At 70.1% G+C, this 16,605-nt stretch carries 14 protein-coding genes; 5 read left to right on the top strand and 9 right to left on the bottom strand.

Annotated features, from left to right (window positions below):
• Positions 1 to 7 precede the first annotated feature (7 nt).
• Complete coding sequence (locus KBY19_RS18550; RefSeq protein ID WP_210955517.1) at positions 8 to 616, top strand: TetR/AcrR family transcriptional regulator; 609 nt, start codon at positions 8 to 10, stop codon at positions 614 to 616.
• A 174-nt stretch (positions 617 to 790) separates the two neighbouring features.
• Positions 791 to 1,672 carry an alpha/beta fold hydrolase gene (locus KBY19_RS18545; RefSeq protein ID WP_210966207.1) on the top strand — a complete coding sequence of 294 codons (882 nt, stop codon included), beginning with the start codon at positions 791 to 793 and terminating at the stop codon, positions 1,670 to 1,672.
• Positions 1,673 to 1,887: 215 nt separating this feature from the next.
• Here KBY19_RS18545 and KBY19_RS18540 read toward each other — a convergent pair whose 3' ends face one another.
• From KBY19_RS18540 to KBY19_RS18505, 8 genes are read right to left on the bottom strand one after another with little or no spacing between them, the layout of a single operon-like run.
• Positions 1,888 to 2,880: an amidohydrolase family protein gene (locus tag KBY19_RS18540; protein ID WP_210966206.1), complete on the bottom strand. Its 993-nt coding sequence runs from the start codon at positions 2,878 to 2,880 to the stop codon at positions 1,888 to 1,890.
• A 2-nt stretch (positions 2,881 to 2,882) separates the two neighbouring features.
• Positions 2,883 to 3,404, bottom strand: coding sequence for a 3-hydroxyanthranilate 3,4-dioxygenase (locus KBY19_RS18535; protein ID WP_185019001.1), 522 nt, complete (start codon positions 3,402 to 3,404; stop codon positions 2,883 to 2,885).
• Positions 3,401 to 3,859, bottom strand: a complete 459-nt coding sequence (locus KBY19_RS18530; RefSeq protein ID WP_210966205.1) for a RidA family protein — start codon at positions 3,857 to 3,859, stop codon at positions 3,401 to 3,403. Before KBY19_RS18530 ends, KBY19_RS18535 begins: the two co-directional genes overlap by 4 nt.
• Positions 3,856 to 4,626, bottom strand: a complete 771-nt coding sequence (locus KBY19_RS18525) for a 2-keto-4-pentenoate hydratase (protein ID WP_210966204.1) — start codon at positions 4,624 to 4,626, stop codon at positions 3,856 to 3,858. Before KBY19_RS18525 ends, KBY19_RS18530 begins: the two co-directional genes overlap by 4 nt.
• Positions 4,623 to 5,663, bottom strand: coding sequence for a 4-hydroxy-2-oxovalerate aldolase (gene dmpG / locus KBY19_RS18520; RefSeq protein ID WP_210966219.1), 1,041 nt, complete (start codon positions 5,661 to 5,663; stop codon positions 4,623 to 4,625). Before dmpG ends, KBY19_RS18525 begins: the two co-directional genes overlap by 4 nt.
• The gene (locus KBY19_RS18515) at positions 5,660 to 6,619 is read right to left on the bottom strand and encodes an acetaldehyde dehydrogenase (acetylating) (protein ID WP_185019005.1); all 960 of its coding nucleotides are present in this window, start codon (positions 6,617 to 6,619) and stop codon (positions 5,660 to 5,662) included. The genes dmpG and KBY19_RS18515 overlap by 4 nt, the downstream gene beginning before the upstream one ends.
• Positions 6,616 to 7,506, bottom strand: a complete 891-nt coding sequence (locus tag KBY19_RS18510) for a 2-keto-4-pentenoate hydratase (protein ID WP_180289840.1) — start codon at positions 7,504 to 7,506, stop codon at positions 6,616 to 6,618. Before KBY19_RS18510 ends, KBY19_RS18515 begins: the two co-directional genes overlap by 4 nt.
• Positions 7,503 to 8,975 carry a 2-hydroxymuconic semialdehyde dehydrogenase gene (locus KBY19_RS18505; RefSeq protein ID WP_185019007.1) on the bottom strand — a complete coding sequence of 491 codons (1,473 nt, stop codon included), beginning with the start codon at positions 8,973 to 8,975 and terminating at the stop codon, positions 7,503 to 7,505. The genes KBY19_RS18510 and KBY19_RS18505 overlap by 4 nt, the downstream gene beginning before the upstream one ends.
• Positions 8,976 to 9,152: 177 nt before the next feature.
• On the opposite strand from KBY19_RS18505, the gene KBY19_RS18500 reads away from it, so the two are divergent.
• Both KBY19_RS18500 and KBY19_RS18495 read left to right on the top strand, forming a co-directional pair.
• Positions 9,153 to 10,511 carry an MFS transporter gene (locus tag KBY19_RS18500; protein ID WP_210955520.1) on the top strand — a complete coding sequence of 453 codons (1,359 nt, stop codon included), beginning with the start codon at positions 9,153 to 9,155 and terminating at the stop codon, positions 10,509 to 10,511.
• A complete protein-coding gene (locus KBY19_RS18495) occupies positions 10,493 to 11,704 on the top strand; it encodes a carboxylesterase family protein (protein WP_210966203.1) in 1,212 nt (403 codons plus the stop codon). The genes KBY19_RS18500 and KBY19_RS18495 overlap by 19 nt, the downstream gene beginning before the upstream one ends.
• Here the strand turns inward: KBY19_RS18495 and KBY19_RS18490 are convergent.
• Complete coding sequence (locus KBY19_RS18490) at positions 11,694 to 14,279, bottom strand: ATP-dependent Clp protease ATP-binding subunit (RefSeq protein ID WP_247691131.1); 2,586 nt, start codon at positions 14,277 to 14,279, stop codon at positions 11,694 to 11,696. The genes KBY19_RS18495 and KBY19_RS18490 overlap by 11 nt on opposite strands.
• Positions 14,280 to 14,805: 526 nt before the next feature.
• Between KBY19_RS18490 and KBY19_RS18485 the strand changes: the two genes are divergently transcribed.
• Entirely contained in the window at positions 14,806 to 16,530 is a 1,725-nt protein-coding gene (locus KBY19_RS18485) for a BCCT family transporter (RefSeq protein ID WP_307842340.1), read from the top strand.
• Positions 16,531 to 16,605 lie beyond the last annotated feature (75 nt).

The following is a 16,605-nucleotide window of genomic DNA, read 5'->3' as shown; positions in this document are numbered from 1 at the left end:
TCCCGGCATGGCGCGAACCAAGGAATTCGACCCGGACGCCGCTCTGGACGCGGCGATGCGCTTGTTCTGGCGCAAGGGCTACGAGGGGACATCCACCAGCGATCTGACGGATGAGCTGGGCATCGCGCGGGCCAGTCTGTACGGAACCTTCGGGTCCAAGCACGCGTTGTATCTGGCCGCCCTCGACCGCTTCCTCTCCGGTGCGGCAGGGCCGACCCCTGCCGACATCCTGGCCTCCCGCGAATCCGCGCTGGAGTCGGTCCGCGATCTCCTGGAGACCAGCGTGGTGCCTCCGCGGGGGGATACGCCCGCGGGGTGTTTCGCGGTCAACGCCACTGTGGAGCACGGTGACGCCGACCCCGAGATCTCGCAGCGCACCACGGGAAATGTCAGTCGCCTCGAAGTGGCGCTCTACGGGGCCCTCCTCCGGGCGCGTGCCGAGGGGGAGCTGGCGTCCGGTGTCGATCCGAAGTCGGCGGCGACCATGCTGACCGCGCTCAATCACGGTCTGAAGGTGCTCGCGCGGGCCGGTGAGGGACAGGGCGACCGTATCCGTACGGCGATCGCGTCGGCGATGTCGATGCTCGGCGCCCCGTTGCGCACCGACGCCGACTGACCGCATCCGGCGCGCCCCGAGCCGGAGGCTCTTCGCCGGACCCCGGGGCTCGCGGTCGAGATCCGCCGCGCCTGCTGCGGCTCGCGCGGCGAAGGCATGCCTTCTTTCGAGACTGTCCAGTCTTGAAAGAGTGCGTGTCGCGTCCACCGCACAACACGGAAGGAAAGGCAAGAAATGATCTTCGACCACAGTGGGCAGGCCCTCAGCACGGGCCGCGTCAACGTCAACGGAACGAGCCTGCACTACAGGACAGGAGGCTCCGGTCCGGCGTTGGTGCTGCTGCACGGTGTGCCCAAGACCAGCTACCACTGGCGGCATCTGATCCCGAAGCTCACCGCGCGGTACACGGTCGTCGCGCCGGATCTGCGCGGTCTGGGCGACTCGGCCCGTCCTGCGAACGGCTACGACTCCGCGACGATGAGCGACGACATCGCCGCGCTGATGACCAGTCTCGGACATGAGACCTACGGAGTGCTGGGCGAGGACTGGGGAGCGGTGATCGGCTACCAACTCGCCGCCCGCCACCGTGACCACGTATCGGTGCTGGTCTTCGCCGAGGCGCTGCTTCCCGGGTTCGGCTTCGAGGAGCACGCAGCCCTCACCGACGACAACGTCTCCAGCGGGATGCACCTGTGGCATCTGGGCTTCTACTTCCAGCCGGACGTCCCCGAGATGCTGATCGCCGGGCACGAGCGCGAGCTGATCAGTTACATGATCAAGAACGAGCGCAGCTATCCGGATACGGCCACTCCCCACGCCATCGAGGAGTATGTGCGCTGCTACTCCATGCCTGGGGGTATCCGGGCGATGCTGGCGATCTACCGCGCGATGCTCGTGGACGCGGAGCAGAACCGAGAGGCCGCGCAGAAGAAGCTGGACATCCCGGTGCTGGCGCTCGGCGGTTCGGCTTTCATAGGCGTCCGGAACGAGGAGATGATGCGCAACGTGGCACGCGACGTGACCGCACATGTCTTCGAGGCGGGACACGACCTCGCCGAGGAAGTCCCGGACGAGATGGCCGCTGTTGTGCTGCCGTTCCTGGCCGAACGGCTGTGACACTTCCATCCGGGAAGGCAGCCGGGTGCCGTGGGACTCTCCCCGGGCAGCTCACCGCTTCCGCGGGGTGAAGCGGCCCTGGTGCGACGCGGGTGAGGGCGCGGTGGGCTCTCCCCACCGCGCCCCGCCGCCGACGGTAGACATCTCGAGCTGACCAACCGGCTGATCCGGAACCACTGGCCTGGCTCTTCGACGGAAGCCGGCAGTCGGCCGGGTCAAAGCCCCAGGTAGCGCTCCGCGTTGCCCCGGGTGATCCGGTGCCGGACGTCCTCGTCCAGGAACGGGCTCTTGCGCACCACCTCGCCCACCGGGCGCTCGCCCAGCGGGTACGGGTAGTCGCTGCCCACCATCACCCGGTCCGCGCCGACCGTGTCGACCAGCAGCCGCAGCGCCCGGTCGTCGAAGACGACGGAGTCCACGTAGAAGCGGCCCAGATAGTGCGACGGCGGGTGCTCGGAGGTGCCGATGATGTCGTTGCGGCCGTGCCAGGCGTTCTCCATCCGGCCCAGCCAGAAGGCGAACGACCCGCCGCCGTGCGCGAAGCAGATCTTCAGGCTGTCGTCGACGCGGTCGAAGACACCGCCCAGGATCAGCGCCAGGATCGACAGATGTGTCTCCGCGGGCATGGCGGTCAGCCACTGGGCCATCCAGCGGTCCAGCCGCGGTGAGCTGGCCATGTCCCAGGGGTGCACGAAGACCGGCACGTCCAGCGCGGCGCAGTGCTGGAGGAAGGTGACGACTCCCGCGCTGTCCAGATCGAGGTCCCCCACATGGTTGCCGATCTCCACACCGCGGTGCCCGTTGGCGATGCTGCGCTCCAACTCCCGGCAGGCGGCGTCCGGATCCTGGAGCGGTACCTGGCAGAACGGCAGCAGTCGGTCGGCGGCCGGTTCGGTGATCTCCAGCGCCAGATCGTTGAAGATCCGCGCGACCTTCGCCGCCTGGGCGCCGCTGCGCCCGTAGGTGAAGAACGCCGGGGTGGGGGAGACCACCTGGGTCTGCACGCCGTCCGCGTCCATGTCCCGCAGTCGGACCTGCGCGTCCCAGCAGTCGGCCCGGATGCGCCGGAACTCCTTCGAGCCCATCATGATCATCGCGTCGGACTCGGACTCGATCCGCAGCCACGGCGCCTCAGGACCGGCCTGGGCCGTCAGATCCGGCCAGCCCCGGGGGACGTAGTGGGTGTGGACGTCGATCAACTGGTCCACGGTCAGCCCTTCCCGGGGTGCAGGGCGCCGCACTTCGGGCAGACCCGGGCCCGCTCGTCGTCGTAGAACGCCTGGAAGACGGGCGGCAGATCGGCCACGATGTCGCGGACCTGGAGCTCGACCTCGTGGATGAGCGCCGAGCACTGAGGGCAGTACCAGAGGAACTTCTCCAGCGTGCCCTCCTCGCGGACCCGCTCGATCACCAGGCCGATGGAGTCGGGGTCGGGACGCTGGGGGGAGTGCGGGACGTTGCCGGGCAGCAGCCAGGCCTGTCCCTGGCCGATGTGCACGGTGCGCGGCCCCTCGTCGGTCATCAGGTCGACGTGCATATCACCGCGCACCTGGTAGAACCACTCCTCGTACGGGTCGAGGTGGTAGTCCGTGCGCTGGTTGGGACCGCCGACGATCTGGACGATGAAATCCTTGCCCAGCGCCATGGTCCGGTTGTTGACCGGCGGCTTGAGCAGGTGCTCGTGCTCAGCGATCCAGCCCTGGAAATCGATGACTTCGGGGATGTCGGTCATGGCTGCTCCTGTGTGGTGGCGGATGCGGTGGACGGGGCGGTGTGCGGCAGCCGGGCCATGGCCTGGATCTCGATGAGCAGATGCGGGTGGGGCAACTGGTGCACCGCCACCGTGGTCCGGGTGGGACCGGTCTCGTCGAAGTACTCGCCGTACACCTCGTTGTAGCCGCCGAAGTCGTTCATGGACACCAGATACGTGGTGAGCTGCAGGACGTCGTCGAGCCCGGCACCGACCTCGGCGAGGATGTCCCGGATGTTCTCGATCACCGCACGGGTCTGGGTCCGGATGTCGAGGTCCGTCGTGCCCATCTCGTCGGTCCGGACGCCGGCGAAGGTGTTGTCGGGGCGCCGGGAACTGGTCCCCGAGACGAAGACCAGATCACCGGAGACCTTCACATGCGGGAAGCGACCGCGCGGAGCGGCCTTGCCCCATACGACGCGGGAGCCGCCGTTCACGTCGCCACCCCCCGCACCGAGACGGTCCCCAGCCCCGCCACCTCGCAACTGGTGACGCCCGGGGCGAGCGGGACCGCCGCCGTGGCAGCGCCCGCGAGCACCACCTGCCCGGCGCGCAGCGGGATGCCCCGGCGGCGGCACATGTCGAGCAGCGCGTGCAGCGCGCGCACCGGGGAGCCGAGGATCGCGGCGGTCGAGCCGACCGCTTCCGTCGTCCCGCTCAGCAGCCGCACCGCGCGGTTGGACACCTGGGCCGCCGGGCGCCAGGCGCCGATCGCGTACGCCGCCGCCGAGGTGTTGTCCGCGACGACGTCCTCGTAGGTGAAGCGGAAGTCCCGGTACCGGGAGTCGATGATCTCCAGGGCCGGAGCGACCGCGTCCACGCAGGACTCGATGTCCACCGTCGGGTCGGCCACCTCCACGTCGCGGCACAGCCGGTAGGCGACCTCCGGCTCGACCTTCGGATGGATGAGGCGCGCGAGGTCCACCTCGGCGCCGTCCGCGACCCGCATGGCGTCGGTGAGCCGTCCGACGATCACGTCGCTGACCCCCATCTGCGCCATCTTGGCCCTGCTGGTGAAACCGAGCTTGACGCCGGTGAGGTGTTCACCGCGGGCCCGGCGCCGGGCGAGCAGCGCGGCCTGGATCGCATAGGCGTCCTCGATGCCGAACTCGTGGGTGTCGGCGAGGCTGGGGGTGTCGGCCGCCGCGGTCTGTGCGGCGTCGAGCCGTTCCGCCAGTACCTCGACGGTGTCCGCCGTGATCACTGGGCGCTCCCTTCCACTGCCCGGCGGCCGGCCGCACGCCGCGCCGCCAGGTCCAGTGCGATGTCCACGATCATGTCCTCCTGGCCGCCGACCAGTTGCCGACGGCCCACTTCGAGCAGCACCTCCCGGGTGTCGAGCCCGTGGCGCCGGGCGGCGCGTTCGGCGTGCAGCGCGAAGCTGGAGTAGACGCCGGCATGGCCGAGCGTGAGGGTTTCCCGGTCCACCTGGACGGGGCGGCTGCGCAGCGGACGCACGATGTCGTCGGCCGCGTCCTGGAGCGCGAACAGATCGCACCCGTGCTCCCAACCGAGCAGGTCGGCGACGGCCACGAAGGCCTCCGCCGGGCAGTTGCCCGCCCCGGCGCCCTGTCCGGCCAGCGCCACGTCGACGCGGTAGGCGCCGTGTTCGACGGCGGTCACGCTGTTGGCGACCGACAGGGACAGGTTCTCGTGGGCGTGGATGCCGATCTCGGTCGCCTCGTCCAGCACCTGTCGGTACGCGTCGATCCGCTCGGCGACGTCCCGCATCGTGAGCCGGCCGCCGGAGTCGGTGACGTACACGCAGTGCGCGCCGAACGACTCCATCAGCGCCGCCTGCCGGGCCAGGCCCGAGGGCGAGTCGAGGTGGCTCATCATCAAGAAGCCCGACACGTCCATGCCCAGCTCCCGCGCGAAGGCGATGTGCTGCGCCGCCACATCGGCCTCGGTGCAGTGGGTGGCGACACGGACGCTGCGTACCCCCAGATCATGGGCGCGGCGCAGCTGCTCGACGGTGCCGATGCCGGGGAGCAGCAGCGTCGTCAGCTTCGCCTGCTCCAGGACGTCGGCAGCCGCCTCGATCCACTCCTCGTCGGTGTGCGCCCCGAAGCCGTAGGTGGCGCTGGAGCCCCCCAGCCCGTCGCCGTGCGCGACCTCCACGGCGGCGACTCCGGCCCGGTCGGCGGCGGCGGCGACGGCCCGCACCTGGTCGAGGGTGTACGCGTGTCCCATGGCGTGCATGCCGTCCCGCAGGGTCACGTCCTGGATGTAGAGCTTCATGACGGCTTCACCCATCCTCGTAGCGCGGCGGTCCGCTCGGCGGTGCGGACGGCCGCGGCGGTCATGATGTCGAGGTTCCCGGCGTAGTCGGGCAGGTGGTGGCCCGCGCCCCGCACCTCAAGGAAGACCGAGACCCGCACTCCACCGACCCGGCGCCCCAGCGCGGGGACCAGCGCTTCGGTCACCGGGTCGAACTGCACGTCCTGCTTGAGCCGATAGCCCGGCACATAGGCGCGTACGGTCTGCACCATCTGCTCGACGGAGTCCGAGATCCGCTCCCGTACGGCCTTGTCCACGGGGCCCTCGACGAGGCAGTGGACGGTGTCGCGCATCACCAGGGGAGGGTCGGCCGGGTTGAGGACGATGATCGCCTTTCCCGCCTCGGCGCCACCGACCGCACGGATGGCCTCTGCGGTGGTCTCGGTGAACTCGTCGATGTTCGCCCGCGTGCCCGGGCCCGCCGAGCGGGAGGAGATGGAGGCGACGATCTCGCCGTAGGCGACCGGCACGACGCGGGAGACGGCGGCGACGACGGGTACGGTGGCCTGGCCGCCGCACGTCACCATGTTGACGTTCCCGGCCTCCAGGTGTGCTTCCAGGTTGACCGCCGGGACCACGAACGGGCCGAGCGCGGCCGGAGTCAGATCGATCATCAGCTTCCCGTGCTGCCGTGCCACTTCGGCGTTGCGCACATGCGCCTTGGCGGACGTCGCGTCGAAGACCACCTTGACGTCGGCGAACCCGGGCATCGCCGCCAGCCCTTCCACGCCCTCGTGCGTGGTCGGGACCTTGAGCCGCGCCGCGCGGGCCAGCCCCTCGGACGCCGGGTCGATTCCGGCCATCGCGCCCATCCGGAGCGTCGGCGAGTGCCGCAGCACTTTGACCATGAGGTCGGTGCCGATGTTGCCGGAGCCGATGACGGCGACGGGGACCGTGCCGTTCTCCGCTGTGCTCATATCCTCTCCTCCGCTGTTGCCGCCGGGCGTGCCGGTCCCGTAGGTCCCGCCGGCCCCTCGGGTTGCGCCGGTTCCGCCGGTTCCTCGATGAGAGCCTCGACCTCGCCCACTCCGTCCAGCTCCAGCCGGAACCGGCCGGGTCCGTCCACGGGCACCATCGGGCCGAGGGCGCCGGACATCACCACGTCGCCCGCCCGCAGCGGTCGGCCCCGGCGGGCCAGTTCGCGCGCCAGCCAGACGACGGCCACCACCGGGGAGCCCAGACAGGCATGGCCCGCGCCGAACGAGGCGGGCTCTCCGTCCCGGTGCAGCGTCATACCGACCCGTGCCAGGTCGCGGCCGTCGAGCCCGCAGGGGGTGGTGCCCAGGACGACGGCACCGCTGGAGGCGTTGTCCGCGACGGTGTCGGTCAAGGTCAGGTCCCAGTCCGCGATGCGGGAGTCGACGATCTCGATGGCCGGCAGCACGAACGCGGTCGCCCGCAGCACGTCGGCGACGCTCGCGCCCGGCTGCTCCAGGTCCCGGCCGAGGACGAAGGCGATCTCCCCCTCCGCGCGCGGCTGCAGGAACCGGTCCAGCGGCAGCGGCTCGGTGTGGCCGTGGATCATGTCGTCGAACAGCACGCCGAAGTCGGGCTGGTGGACGCCGAACTGCTGCTGTACGGCACGCGCGGTGAGCCCGATCTTGGCGCCCACCCTGCGCGCGCCCGCCTCGGTCCGGGCCGTGGCGAGTCGGCGCTGCACCTCGTAGGCGGCGTCGACATCGGTGGCGCCCAGGTGCTCGCGTACCGGCGGGCAGGGGGTGCGGGTGCGGAGGGCTTCGGTGAGCTGTGCGGCGGCGGCGTCGATCCGCGCGGCCGCCGGGAAGCCGGGGGGCAGTTCGGTCACAGGCTTACACACACATTCGTCGGTTCGGTGTAGAAGTGCAGGGAGGAGGCGCCGCCTTCGCGGCCGATGCCGGAGAGCCCGACGCCGCCGAACGGGGAGCGCAGATCGCGCAGGAACCAGGTGTTGACCCAGGCCATGCCGACGTTCATCGCCTGCGCCACGCGGTGTCCGCGCCGCAGGTCGCTGGTCCACACACAGGAGGCGAGGCCGTAGTCGGTGTCGTTGGCCAGTGCGACGGCCTCGTCCTCGGTGTCGAAGGGGATGAGCGCGGCCACCGGGCCGAAGATCTCCTCGCGTACGGCACGATCGGCGTTGGTCAGACCGGTCCACAGCGTCGGTTCGATCCAGGAGCCGCCGTCCAGCTCCGCGCCGAGCTGGGGGATGCCGCCGCCGGTGAGGACCTTGGCCCCGGCCTGCTCGGCCAGCTCGAAGTAGCCGCGTACCTTCTCCCGGTGCGCCTGGGAGATCAGCGGTCCGGTGGTCGTGGTCCGGGCCAGCGGTCGGCCCAGGCGCAGGGCGCGGGCGCGTTCCACCAGCCCGTCGGCGACATCGGCGAACACCGACCGCTGCACATAGACCCGCTCGGTGCACAGGCACACCTGCCCGGTGTTGGCGAACACCGACCGGGTGAGACCGGTGAGGGTCTCCTCCAGGTCGGCGTCCTCGAAGACGAGTGCGGCGTTCTTGCCGCCGAGTTCGAAGGAGACGGGACGCACCCGAGGGGCGACTGTCTTCATGACGTGGGCGCCGGTGGCGGAGGAGCCGGTGAAGGTGACTCCGTCGACACCGGGGTGGGTCGTGAGGTGCTCTCCCGCCGAGCCGCCGCCGAACCCGTGCACGACGTTGTACGCGCCGGCCGGGAGACCGGCGTCGGCCAGTACCTGAGCGAGCAGCGTGGCGGTGCCGGGCGTCTGGTCGCTCGGCTTGACGACCACGGCGTTGCCGCAGGCCAGAGCCGGCGCGACCTTCCAGGTCAGCAGAAGGAGGGGCAGATTCCACGGCACGATGACCGCGACGACGCCGAGCGGCTTGCGGACGGCGTAGTTGAGGGCCCGACGCCCGCCCGGCAGCTCGGTGAGGAACGACTCCTGACCCGCTGCGCCGACCACATCGGCGAAGGCGCGGAAGTTGGCCACGGCCCGCGCCACATCGAGTTCGCGGGCCTGGGTGACGGGCTTGCCGGTGTCGGCGATCTCCGCTGCGACGAACTCCTCGAAGCGCTCCTCGATCAGGTCGGCGGCGCGGCGCAGCAGCGCTGTCCGCTCGCGCACCGCGGTGTCGGACCAGGTGCCCAGCGCGCTCCGGGCCGCCGTCACCGCGCGGTCCACCAGCACCGCGTCGGCCTCGTGGACGCGGGAGTGGACCAGGCCGGTGGCCGGGTCGGTCTTCTCGAAGCTGTGGTTCTCGTCGGGCTCCACGAAGCGCCCGTCGACGAAGTTGCGGATCCACCGCCCTGTAGCTGCCGTCATGGCCACCACTCTGGGAGGCGACGCCATACCGGACAAATGATCGTTTCGCGCGGAGCTATAGCAGAACGGTAATAGCCGCCGGATAGCGGTCGGCCCCGGCCCGCTATAAGCAGATCGCTATAACGCTCACCCGATTCGGCATTTGTGTGTCATGGCTCACGGGAACAGGATCCGGCCATGGACAGCATCGACAGCACCGGTGGATCCGACAGACACCGCAGAGCCGCGCCCGGCAGAACGGCGGTCGCCACCCTCGCCGGCACCACCTTGGAGTGGTACGACTTCTTCCTCTACGGCACGGCCGCCGCACTCGTCTTCGACAAGCAGTTCTTCCCCTCCCTGAGCTCCGCCGCAGGCACCCTCGCCGCATTCGGCACGCTGGCCGTCGGCTTCGTCGCCCGCCCGCTCGGGGGGCTGGTTTTCGGCCACTTCGGCGACCGCATCGGCCGTAAGGCCACCCTGGTCGTCTCCCTTCTGCTGATGGGCGTGGGCTCGACTCTCATCGGCGTCATCCCCACCTACGAGTCGATCGGCTTCTGGGCACCGGTCCTGCTGGTCGTGCTGCGTATCGTCCAGGGCATCGGCCTCGGCGGGGAGGGCGCAGGCGCCACCCTGATGTCCATGGAGCACGCCCCGGCAGGCAAACGGAACCTGTACGCGGGCTTCCCGCAGATGGGCACTCCGGCCGGGCTGGTGCTCGCCAACCTGATCTTCCTGGGCACGAACTCATCGATGCCCGACGCCGCGTTCACCGCGTGGGGCTGGCGCATCCCGTTCCTGCTGAGCATCGTCCTGGTCGCGGTCGGTCTGGCCATCCGGCTCCGCGTCACCGAGTCCCCGTCCTTCAACCGGGTACTGGAGCAGGACGCCGTGGTCCGCTTTCCGCTCGCCGAGTCCCTGAAGGTCGGCTTCCCCCGGCTCGGCCTCACGCTGCTCGCCGTCGTCGCGAACTCGGCCGTCGCCTATGTCTTCATGGTCTTCACCCTCTCCTACGGCACCAAGCACCTCGGCTACGACAAGCAGTTCCTGATCCTCGGCGTCACCGGGGCGGCTGTCCTGTGGTTCGCCACCATCCCCCTGTGGACGCGTGTCGCCGACCGGCACGGGCGGCGCACCATGTTCGTCGGCGGCTCCGTGGCCATCCTGGTGTGGTGCGCGCTCTTTTTCCCGCTGCTGGACACCGGCAACTCGGCGCTCACGGTCGTGGCACTCGCGGGAATGGGACTCATCATTCCCGTGACGCACTGCGTCCAAGGTGGCATCATCGCCGACACCTTCCCCGCCCACGTCCGGTACTCCGGCTCCTCCCTGATCCTGCAGGCGGGTGCGATCCTCGGTGGGGGACTGGCACCGATGATCTCCACCGCGCTGCTCAACTCCGGCGGCAGCTCCGCGGGCGTCACCTGGTATCTGGTGGCGATCTGCGGGGTCAGCCTGCTCGGTGCGGCAGCGCTCTTCCGCCTGGTCCCCGACGGCGCGCCGAGCCCGGTCGCGCTCCCCGAGCCCGGAGGTGAGGCATGGACGGCACCGCGGTGAGCACCGTCCGCAGGACGGGGCCGATCCGGTACGCCAGGGCGGAGCGCTTCGCTCGGCCGTACTCCGTGCCGACCGAGGACCCCCGACCGTCGAGCGGCGAGATCTGCCCTCAGCCGCCCTCCCGGCTCGACGCGGTGATGGGCCCGCCCCGCGACCACCCCGAGCAGGGTGAGGACTGTCTGAACCTCACCGTCACCACACCCGCCGAGGACGCCGGGGCCCGGCCCGTGCTCGTCTGGTTCCACGGTGGCGGCTTCTCCAGCGGCGCCGGGCTGCTGGACTGGTACGACGGCGGGGCGCTCGCCGCGCAGGGAGACGTGGTCGTCGTCGCCGTCAACTACCGGCTGGGCGCGCTGGGCTATCTCTTCCTCGACGGTGTCAGCGACGGCAACCTCGGCCTCTACGATCAGCTCGAAGCGCTGCGCTGGGTCCGCGACCGGATCGAAGCGTACGGCGGTGATCCCGGCAACGTCACCGTCTTCGGCCAGTCGGCGGGCGCCCTGTCCATCCGGCTGCTGATGGAACTGCCCGAAGCCCGCGGCCTGTTCCGCAGGGCGGTGCTGCACAGCCCGCCGCTGGTCATCGGCTCCCGTTCCCCGGACGAGGCGCGGAAGATCGGCCGGCTCTTCGCCGATCTCCTGGGCACCGATCCGCGCACGGCCGACCACGGCGCCCTGCTGGACGCCCAGCGCCGCACCGCCGCTGCCCACCAGCGCCGCTCCGGCAGCACCCTGGAGCCACCCTTCACCCCCGTGACCGGAGCCGATCCCCTCGCCGTCCCCGGCCGTACCTTCGACGCGAACGTCCGCGGTCTGGAGGTGATGTACGGCTGGAACGCCGACGACATGTCCGCATTCCCCGGTGAGAGCGGCGAGATCCCGGAGCTGACCAGCACGTTCTACGAGGTCCCGCTCGCCCGACTCGGCGACCGGCTGCGACGGGCGGGCGCCCGGGTCCACGGCTACCGGCTCGACTGGCGCCCGCTCGGCTCACCCTTCGGTGCCACCCACTGTGTGGAACTGCCCCTTCTCCTCGGCCGTCGAAGCGCCTGGCAGGGCTCGCCCATGCTCGGCGACCAACCGTGGGAGGACATCGAGACTCTCGGCAGGGCGGTGCGTGCCGTCTGGCTCTCCTTCGCCCGCACCGGCGATCCGGGCCCCGTACCGGAACCGCTCCGACTCGTCAGCGGCTGACGGCATCGGCGGTACGTCCCTCCCTGCGGAACTCCAGCTGCCCGTCCGCCACATCGACCAGCAGCCTGGTGTGCGGTTCGAGGTCGCCACCCAGCAGCATCCGGGAGAGCCGGTTGTCCACCTCGCGCTGGATCGTGCGGCGCAGCGGGCGGGCACCGTACTCGGGCTGGTAGCCACGGTGGGCCAGCCAGTCGACGGCGGCGGGGGAGAACTCGATCTCCAGGTCCTGGGCGTGCACCCGACGGCGGGTCTCCTCCAGCAGCATGTCGGTGATCCGCCGCAGCTGGGTGTCGTCGAGCTGCCGGAAGACCACGATCTCGTCGATACGGTTGAGGAACTCGGGCCGGAAGTGTTCACGCAGCGGCCGCAGGACGCGCTCCCGCCGGGCGTTCTCGTCGGCCTCCTCGCCGCCACCGCCGAAGCCCAGCATCGCGCCGCGCCCGGTGATGGCCTCCGAACCCAGGTTGCTGGTCATGACGATGACCGTGTTGGTGAAGTCGACGGTGCGGCCCTGCGAGTCGGTCAGCCGTCCGTCGTCCAGGACCTGCAGCAGGATGTTGAAGACGTCGGGATGCGCCTTCTCCACCTCGTCCAGCAGGAGCAGTGAGTACGGGTTGCGCCGCACCGTCTCGGTGAGCTGCCCGGCCTCCTCGTGTCCGACGTATCCGGGCGGCGCGCCCACCAGCCGGCTGACGGTGTGCCGCTCCTGGTACTCGCTCATGTCCAGCCGCACCATCTTCTCGTCGGTGCCGAACAGGGCCTCGGACAGCGCCCGGGCCAGCTCCGTCTTGCCGACCCCGGTGGGTCCCAGGAAGAGGAAGCTGCCGATGGGCCGGTCCGGGCTGGAGAGGCCGGAGCGGGAACGCAGCACCGCGTCGGAGACGGCCGTGACCGCCTCGTCCTGCCCGATGACCCGCCGCTGCAGCCGCTCCTCCAGCCCCAGCAGCCGCTCCTTCTCCTCCTGGGTGAGGTTGCTGACGGGGATGCCGGTCTGGTGGGAGATGATGTCGGCGATGTCCTGGACGGTCACCTCGACGATCCGGTGCCCGTGCCGAGTCTCCGCCCGGTGCCCGTCCCGCTCGATGGACTCCTCCAGCTCGCTGAGCCGGTCGCGCAGCTCCTTGGCCCGCTCGTAGTCCTCGGCGGCCACCGCCTGGTCCTTGTCCCGGCGCACCTGCTCGGCCTCGCGCTCCAGCGCCCGTACGTCCGTACCCCGGGTCGCGGTGCGCAGCCGCACCCGGGCACCCGCCTGGTCCAGCAGGTCGATGGCCTTGTCGGGCAGATAGCGCCCGGTCAGATAGCGGTCGGACATCTCCACCGCCGCGACCAGCGCCTCGTCGGTGTAGCGCACCTGGTGGTGCGCCTCGTAGCGGTCCCGCAGCCCGCGCAGGATCTCGATGGCGTCCGCCACGGTGGGCTCGGGGACCAGCACGGGCTGGAAGCGGCGGGCGAGCGCCGCGTCCTTCTCGATGTACCGGCGGTGCTCCTCCAGCGTCGTGGCGCCGATGACGTGCAGCTCACCCCGGGAGAGCGGCGGCTTGAGCATATTGCTCGCGTCCATCGAGCCGCTCTCCCCGCCGCCTCCCGCACCGACCACGGTGTGCAGCTCGTCGATGAAGACGATCAGCTCCTCGGTGTGGGAGCGGATCTCGTCGATGATGCCGGTGAGCCGCTCCTCGAAGTCCCCCCGGTAGCGGGTACCGGCGACGACGCTGCCGAAGTCGAGCTGGACGACACGCCGACCCAGCAGGTTGTCGGGCACGTCACCGTCGGTGATGCGCTGGGCCAGGCCCTCCACGATGGCGGTCTTCCCCACGCCCGCCTCGCCGATCAGCACGGGGTTGTTCTTGCCCCGCCGGGCGAGGACCTCGATGGTCTGCTCGATCTGCTCGTCCCTGCCGATGACCGGGTCGATACGGCCCTCGCGGGCCAGCTCGGTCAGATCGCGACCGTACTTGTCCAGGTTGGGCGTGTTGCTGGGCCGCGCCTCCGGGCCGCCGCGCGCGGGTGCCTCGGGCCCGCTCCCCTGTCCGGCGCCCGGCCCGCCACGCGGGGTGGCGGAGCGGGGATCGAAGTGCGCCGAGTTGAGGATCTGCCCCGCCGTCGAGTCACGGTTGGCGGCGAGCGCGACCAGCACATGCTCGGCACCGATGTAGGAGGCGCCGCGCGAGCGGGCGATCTCGTGCGCGTCCATGAGCGCCCGCTTGACCGCGGGGCTGACGGAGAGGGAGTTGCGGGGCTGCCCTTCCCCCACCTCGCGGTCGATCTCGGCGGCGAGCGCGTCGGGGTCGGCACCGGCCTTGGCCACCATGCTGCGCGTCGGCTCGGCGGTGAGCGCCGCTCGCAGCAGATGCTCGGTGTCCAGGTCGTTGCTGCCGTGCTCGGCCGCGTACGACGCCGCGTCGGAGACGAGCTGCCGGGCCGGCTCACTCATCAGCCGCAGGAAGTCGTAGTAGCGCGGGTCGCTGTAGCGCCCACCGCTGCCGCCGGACCTGGCTTGCCCGAGGAAGCGTGCGATGAACTCTTCGAACGGGTCCCGACCGAAGTCCCCGGGACCCATGTATCCGCTGGTCATAGTGGATCCGTCCCGCTGACCCGACCGAGCCGGGCCACGCTGTGCTGATTCCGAGTGGCTACTCGTGCGGGGGTTCCCAGGTGTGCGGGTATGACACGTGGGCCGGATCTGCACCGGCCCGGGGCGTCCTCGCGTCGATGCGGTCGTGCGTCACCGTACGTACCCGGTTTCATCCGGTGACGGAGCGGCGGCACCCGGTGACCGGCGGTGGCGTGTCGTAGGGGAGCCTTGGGGGAGGGGTCTCGGGCGATGCGGCGTCGTCCGCCGCGATCCCCGGCCCGCCCGTCGGTTCAGCAGGCAACGGCGGCCCCGGGAGGGCGGGAAATCGTCTGTCCGGACGGCGTCCGGATGGCGCACGCCCGTTCGACCGGACGGCGTGCCCGGTGTGAGGAACCCCTCGTTCCTGTCCGATGGTTGACAGTGATGTATTCGTGATGAATGACATCGGTGATTCGGGGCAGAGGCCGCCACAGGCCGGGACTCTCCGGCCTGGTGGCTTCACAACCTGACCGCAAAGGATGAACGCGTGGCTGCGCAGACATCGGCCGGAACATCTGACCAGAAGCCGGAGTCGAGATCTCCGGCGCCGCCGGGAGGCGGCTCGATCTCGCGATGGGTCTTCTACCCGTCGGCCCTCGTCATCCTGCTCTTCGTGCTCTATGCCGTGATCGGCCAGGACACGGCCGCGGAACAGGTGCAGAAGGTTCAGGACGAGATCGTCGGCAACCTGAGCTGGTTCTACATGGCTCTGGTGTCGCTCTTCGTGATCTTCGTCATCTGGATCGGTATCGGTCGCTACGGGGACATCAAGCTCGGCAAGGACAACGAGAAGCCCGAGTTCGGTACCGGCTCCTGGTTCGCCATGCTGTTCGCCGCCGGTATGGGCATCGGCCTGGTCTTCTGGGGCGTCGCCGAGCCGCTGAACTTCTTCCACGCACCGCGGCCGGGCATCGGCGAGGGCGCCCCGGCCCGGGAAGAGTTCGCGATGGTGCAGACGTTCCTGCACTGGGGCATCCACCCGTGGGCGATCTACGTGGTGGTCGGCCTGGCCGTCGCCTACTCGGTGCACCGCAAGGGGCGCCCGGTCTCCATCCGCTGGGCACTGGAGCCGATCTTCGGCAACAAGGTGAACGGCGTCTGGGGCAACGTCATCGACTCCGTCGCCGTCATCGGCACCCTCTTCGGCGTGGCCACCTCGCTGGGCCTCGGCGTCATGCAGATCGCCAGCGGAATGAACTTCCTCGGCTGGGTGGACAACCCGAACAGCAAGCTGCTGCTCGTCGTACTGATCGCCTGCATCACCGGCATCGCCACGGTCTCGGTGGTGACCGGTATCGGCAAGGGCATCAAGTGGCTGTCCAACATCAACATGGGCATGGCCGCCCTCATCATGATCTTCGTGCTGGTCGCCGGCCCGACGGTGTTCATCCTCAACGGACTGGCGCAGGACGTCGGCGGATACCTGCAGAACGTGCTGCAGCTCAGCTTCGACACCGGTGCCGCCCACGGTGAGGAGGGCACCAGCTGGGTCAACGGCTGGACCGTCTTCTACTGGGGCTGGTGGATCTCCTGGGCGCCGTTCGTGGGTATCTTCATCGCCCGTATCTCCCGCGGCCGCACGGTCCGCGAGTTCGTGTGCGGTGTCCTGCTGGTGCCCACCCTGCTGACCTTCGTCTGGTTCGCCATCTTCGGCGGTACCGCGCTGTTCCAGCAGATGAACGACAAGCACAACTACATCCACGACGGCGCTGTCAGCACCAACAACGCGCTGTTCGAGATGCTGGACACGCTGCCCGGCGGCACCTTCGTCGCGGGCGTGTCGATCCTGCTGATCGTGCTGTTCTTCGTCACGTCCTCCGACTCCGGCTCGTACGTGGTCGACATGCTCGCCTCCGGCGGCGACCCGAACCCGCCGGTCTGGAGCCGGGTCTTCTGGGCGCTGGCCGAAGGCGCCGTCGCCATCGCGCTGCTGCTGGCCTCCGATCTGGAGGGCGGAGCCGCGTCGCTGAACACACTGAAGACCGCGGCCATCGTCATCGCGCTGCCGTTCAGCATCGTGATGATCGGTATGTGCATCGCCACCTTGAAGTCGTTCCATCAGGAGCGGCAGGCGTATCTGAGGGCCAAGGAGCAGAAGCAGCAGGAGGAGCTGATCGACCAGACCGTGGCCGCCATCGAGGACAGCCTGGAGAGCGGGACGCTCTCCGACGCGGTCGACGCCTCGAAGAGCTCGACCAACGGTAAGGACTAGCACCACCGACCGTCGCCTGTGCCGGGGCCGCAGTCTTCGAGACTGCGGCCCCAGCCCGTTTCGGTGGCTGCGTCC

Origin of the sequence: Streptomyces sp. B15 (assembly GCF_018070605.1) — a bacterium.
Classification (GTDB): Bacteria; Actinomycetota; Actinomycetes; order Streptomycetales; family Streptomycetaceae; genus Streptomyces; species Streptomyces smyrnaeus.
This window is presented reverse-complemented; position numbering and strand designations above follow the sequence as displayed.

Bases quoted from the DNA above. Each gene is read 5' to 3' on its own strand.
- KBY19_RS18535 (WP_185019001.1), bottom strand. From the start codon at position 3,404: ATGACCGACATCCCCGAAGTCATCGATTTCCAGGGCTGGATCGCTGAG.
- KBY19_RS18550 (WP_210955517.1), top strand. From the start codon at position 8: ATGGCGCGAACCAAGGAATTCGACCCGGACGCCGCTCTGGACGCGGCG.
- dmpG (WP_210966219.1), bottom strand. From the start codon at position 5,663: ATGAAGCTCTACATCCAGGACGTGACCCTGCGGGACGGCATGCACGCC.
- KBY19_RS18545 (WP_210966207.1), top strand. From the start codon at position 791: ATGATCTTCGACCACAGTGGGCAGGCCCTCAGCACGGGCCGCGTCAAC.
- KBY19_RS18515 (WP_185019005.1), bottom strand. From the start codon at position 6,619: ATGAGCACAGCGGAGAACGGCACGGTCCCCGTCGCCGTCATCGGCTCC.
- KBY19_RS18505 (WP_185019007.1), bottom strand. From the start codon at position 8,975: ATGACGGCAGCTACAGGGCGGTGGATCCGCAACTTCGTCGACGGGCGC.
- KBY19_RS18490 (WP_247691131.1), bottom strand. From the start codon at position 14,279: ATGACCAGCGGATACATGGGTCCCGGGGACTTCGGTCGGGACCCGTTC.
- KBY19_RS18495 (WP_210966203.1), top strand. From the start codon at position 10,493: ATGGACGGCACCGCGGTGAGCACCGTCCGCAGGACGGGGCCGATCCGG.
- KBY19_RS18500 (WP_210955520.1), top strand. From the start codon at position 9,153: ATGGACAGCATCGACAGCACCGGTGGATCCGACAGACACCGCAGAGCC.